At 53.4% G+C, this 5016-nt stretch carries 3 protein-coding genes; 2 read left to right on the top strand and 1 reads right to left on the bottom strand.

Features of this window, described 5'->3' with window-relative positions; genetic code table 11:
• Positions 1-1132: conjugal transfer protein TraF (gene traF, locus ACWA6V_RS17235; RefSeq protein WP_449523651.1), on the bottom strand; the 1132-nt coding region annotated here is incomplete at its 3' end.
• Positions 1133-1400: 268 nt separating this feature from the next.
• Between traF and ACWA6V_RS17230 the strand changes: the two genes are divergently transcribed.
• Together ACWA6V_RS17230 and mutL are read left to right on the top strand one after the other, a co-directional pair.
• On the top strand, positions 1401-3101 hold the full coding sequence (locus ACWA6V_RS17230; protein ID WP_449523650.1) for an N-acetylmuramoyl-L-alanine amidase: 1701 nt from the start codon (positions 1401-1403) through the stop codon (positions 3099-3101).
• Positions 3102-3126: 25 nt separating this feature from the next.
• Positions 3127-5016, top strand: a 1890-nt coding sequence (gene mutL, locus ACWA6V_RS17225) for a DNA mismatch repair endonuclease MutL (RefSeq protein ID WP_449523649.1), incomplete at its 3' end; no start/stop codon positions are given.

The following is a 5016-nucleotide window of genomic DNA, read 5'->3' as shown; positions in this document are numbered from 1 at the left end:
CCATGGGTTTTGCCTCGCCTAAATCGTAATCCAATCCCACACTGAATTTTTCATTCACATAACCAACACCGATGCGCGAGCGAGAACTGAGCGTGACGCTGAGATCTGGCGCTGGTTCACCAGTAACGGGATCGGGTTCTTGGGTGGTGGTAAAACTTTTTTCAAATGCATCCTTGAGTGTGAGACTGATGCGGTAGTGCTCCTTGATGGTGGCGGCTACGCCGAAATCCGCGTTGAGCGTGATATGGGTTGACTGGGTGTCTGAGAATTCATCGACACCTGCTTCAGCAGAATCCAGGCTGTCATTAAAGTCGGCGGTATCGCGGAACGCATCGACGCGCATCAGTTTGGGGGTAATACCCACGGCGAAACTGTAATCGCGCCATTCAAATTGTTTTGCCATCGCCATGCCCCATTCGCTGATGGCGAGGGCGCTGATATCGGCGTTGGACGTGAGCGTGCTGGTGGGGTCGATCAACTGGCCATTGGCGTTAATCAGCTGCGGATATTGCGCGGCGACGGTGGCGGGGTCAGCACCAGCGGCGACCTGATTCATGGAATCGATATAGTCATTGAGCAGGGCGCTATCGGCATCGGTGACATTGGCGAGGCCGCCGCCGATCAAACGCGTGCCGAAATAAAATGCACCGCCCTCGCGGTTGCTGGGTTCGCTGATGGTAAAGCCGATAAAACTGTCGATATTTAAATCCTGATTGGCGATATCGTCCAGCGCATCGCTCAGGTCTTGTGCAGAGGCGGCGACTTGTCCAGCACTCTCTGCAGCCGGTGCGGAATTAAACGCGTTGATTGCGCTGCTGAGTTGTGTGTCCAGCTCGTCGTCAATTGCGTCAACTGCCGCTTCGGTTGCATCGGATACTTGCACGACAATACTGGGTAGATAGACCCGGCCATCGCGTCCGGCCTCCTCTTCTTTATCGTGAAAGGCGAGCAGGGCGGGATTGTAAAATGCTGCCTGCGCATGGCTGCCAATTGCAGTGGCTGAGCCGCCCATGGCGAGCGCGCGGGAATCGTACACGCCGTAGCTGATCGCCATGCCGGGCATGCTGATCAAGGTTAAGCAGGTAGCGGCAAGTGGGTGACGAAGCAGGTTGATGTGGGAGGTTGATGGCATAGCGGGCACCGATAAAAGTTTTTTGTGTCGCCATAATGCAGAGGCTGGCTTGAGTATAGCCGTGCTTGGTTCACAGAATCGGGGTAAATCCGGCGAGTTTTGCACTGGTCAATAACTGATCATTTTGGCGATTAAGCTAGAGCGAAAACAGGGTTTTGCGGTAAAGTGCGAACTTGTGCCAAATAGGGCGCTCTTATCGATGGCGCCTGCGGTGATACACCCAAGTCTCGCCCCATAATTACAATTGTTGATGTTATTGAGATCGCGTATGGTTTTTTTCCGCTGGCTGAGTGCTATTTGCTGCTTGGGCATGGTGTTGGTTGCCCAGGTCGCCCAGTCGGCGACGGTCAATGGTGTGCGCGTGTGGCGTGCGCCTGACCACACCCGCATCGTGTTGGATCTGGATGCTCCGGTGCAACACAGTCTCACTCTCGCTGGCAATCCTGACCGCATTATTCTCGATGTCCCCAACAGCAAATTGCTGGGTGATCTAGCCAAGTTGCCACTGGCTGATACCCCGGTGTTGGTGATTCGCAGCTACGTGCACAATAAAACCGATCTGCGTTTGGTGTTGGATTTAAAAGCCAAGGTTGCGCCCAACAGTTTTTCGCTTAAAGCCAGCGCTGGTATGCATGATCGTTTGGTGATCGACTTGTACGATGAAGTTGCTCCCGCAGTGACCGCCACACTACCGGCAGTACCAGCGACAACCGCGCCAGCATCCAACAATAAACCGGTTGCGACCCAGCAGGTCGCCAAACCGGCCACGGCGCCCTCAGCGTCGCAAACGGCTCCTTCGGCACCAACTACAGCTACTACCGCCCAACCGGTTGCGCGTGCAGATTTGAGTGGCAAACGTTTTATCGTCATTGCGGTTGATGCGGGGCACGGTGGTGAAGACCCTGGTGCTATGGGGCCGAATCGCATCCGAGAAAAAGAAGTGACGCTTGCCATCGCCAAAGAATTGGTTGCAGCGATTAATGCGCAGCCGGGTTTTACCGGAAAATTAACCCGCACCGGCGATTATTTTATCCCGCTCAAAAAACGCCGCGATCTGGCGCGCAATATGAAAGCGGATTTGTTTGTTTCCGTCCATGCCGACGCCTTTACCAAAGCCAGCGCGCGCGGTGCCTCAGTGTTTGCGCTTTCGCAAAATGGTGCGACTTCGGAAACGGCGCGCTTTTTAGCGCAGCGCGAAAACGAATCGGATTTGATTGGCGGTGTGGGCGATATCAGCCTCGACGATAAAGATCAGGTGCTGGCGGGTGTGTTGGTGGATTTATCGATGACGGCAACGCTGAACTCCAGTTTGCAAGTTGGCCATCATGTGTTGAATTCCATGGGCGGAATTGCACATCTGCATAAGCGCCATGTCGAGCAAGCGGGTTTTATGGTGCTTAAATCGCCGGATGTGCCATCTATTTTGGTGGAGACGGGCTTTATTTCCAATCCGGAAGAAGCGCGCAAATTAGCGACACCTGCCTATCGCAAACAAATGGCGCAATCGGTATTTAAAGGGATTAAACAACATTTTTATCAGCATCCACCGGCGGGCACTTATGTAGCAGCGCAGTTGGAATCGGGTGCGATTAAGGATTTCGAACGGCAACACACAGTTGCAGCGGGCGATAGTTTGTCGGCGATTGCGGCGCGTTATGGCGTGAGTTCACAGCGGTTGATGCAACACAACAATTTGCGCAGCACTACGGTGAAATTGGGGCAGACCTTAAAAATTCCAGGGGGCGGCAGTAATGCTGTCGCTGCTACCAATGTCGCCAGCCAACCAGCCGCTCGCCCAACCTACACACCACCACCAGCGCTGCCGCGCCAGCATCGCGTAGTGGCGGGCGATACATTATCGCGTATTGCTGTGCGCTATGGCGTCACTGTGCCGCAGTTAATCAAGCACAACAATATGAAAAATCCTACCGTAAAAATTGGCCAGACCCTCAAAATTCCAACGTCCTGATTGATTCAGGCTACCGGTTTTCCCCATGCGAAAAATTAAATTGCTCAGCCCGCGCCTCGCCAACCAGATTGCTGCTGGTGAGGTAGTGGAGCGCCCCTCTTCAGTGATTAAAGAATTGCTGGAAAATTCGCTCGACGCCGGTGCAACGCGCCTGGAAATCGATGTGGAAGAGGGCGGTATCAAATTAATGCGCGTGCGCGATAACGGCGGTGGTATTGATAAAGACGATTTGCCGCTCGCACTCAGCCGCCACGCCACCAGCAAAATTTATGAACTGGATGATCTCGAAGCGGTTGCGACTTTAGGTTTTCGTGGCGAGGCCTTGGCGAGCATCAGCTCGGTTGCGCGCCTCGCGTTAATCAGCAGCACCAACGAAGAGAGTGCAGGCTGGCAAGTGGTTGCCGAAGGTCGCGATATGGAAACGCAATTATCGCCCGCACCACACCCGCGCGGTACTACCGTAGAAGTGCGCGATTTATTTTTTAACACACCTGCACGGCGTAAATTTTTGCGCACCGATAAAACCGAATACACCCATCTTGAAGATGTTGTAAAACGTTTGGCTCTCTCTCGTTTTGATGTCGCGTTTAATTTGCGTCACAACGGCCGCGCAATTTATTCCTGGCGCGCCGGTGATTCGCAGCTTGAGCAAGAGCGTCGTGTTGCGCAAGTGTGCGGCCCGGCATTTATGGAAAATGCGGTGCATATTGAAATGGAGCGCAGTGGTCTCCGCCTGTGGGGCTGGGTGGCGCAGCCGACGTTTTCACGCAGCCAGGCTGACTTGCAGCATTTTTACGTGAATGGCCGCGCGATTCGCGACAAGCTTGTCAGCCACGCCGTGCGCCAAGCCTATCAGGACGTGCTGTATCACGGCCGTCATCCGGCGTTTGTGTTGTATCTGGAGTTGGATCCATCAACCGTTGATGTAAATGTGCATCCCACCAAACACGAAGTGCGCTTTCGCGATAATCGCAGTGTGCACGATTTTATTTATTCGAGTTTGCATCACGCCTTGGCGAAAGTTCGTCCGGAAGATACCTTGGCAAAACGCGAATTGGGTGAGGGTGCTGATGAAGCGGTTGGTGTAAATCCGTTTGCACTTTCATCTGCCAAACCGGTTCAAGGTATTGCCGCCGGGGAGTTTCAAGGTCAGGAGAGCATGGGGTTTCGCGCCGCATCCGGTGCAACTAATTACTCATCAGATTATCAATCCAACTATCAGCCTGCCGCAATTAATCCCGGTGCAGTGCGCGAGCAAATGGCGAGCTATGGCGAGTTACATCGTCCGGCGAATCCGACGGCAACTTACGCGATGCCGGAGTCGGGCAGTGAGGATATTCCTCCACTGGGTTACGCCATCGCCCAGCTTAAAGGCATTTATATTCTCGCGGAAAATGCGCAAGGATTAATTGTGGTGGATATGCATGCGGCGCACGAGCGCATCACCTATGAGCGCATGAAAGAGTCCTTCGCCTGCGGATGTATCCAAACCCAACCGCTGCTGGTACCGGAAAGTATTGCCGTCAGTCAGAAAGAAGCAGACTGCGCAGAAAATTTTTACGATATTTTTAAATCGCTCGGGTTTGAATTGCAGCGTGCGGGGCCGGAGACATTATTAATCCGCCAATTGCCGGTAATTTTAAATCGCGCCAAAGTCGAACAATTGGTGCGCGATGTATTGTCGGATTTGATTGAGCACGGTAGCAGCGAGCGCATCCAGCATCACATCAACGAAATTCTCGGCACTATGGCCTGCCACGGCTCAGTGCGCGCCAATCGCAAACTGACAATTCCCGAAATGAATGCACTATTGCGTGATATGGAAGCGACCGAGCGCAGCGGCCAATGCAATCACGGTCGTCCGACTTGGCTATTACAATCGCTCGATGAGCTCGACAAAATGTTTATGCGTGGA

The organism is Cellvibrio sp., assembly GCF_053579595.1.
Note: the sequence above shows the minus strand (reverse complement) of the source record. Positions and strands in the feature narration are given on the sequence as shown.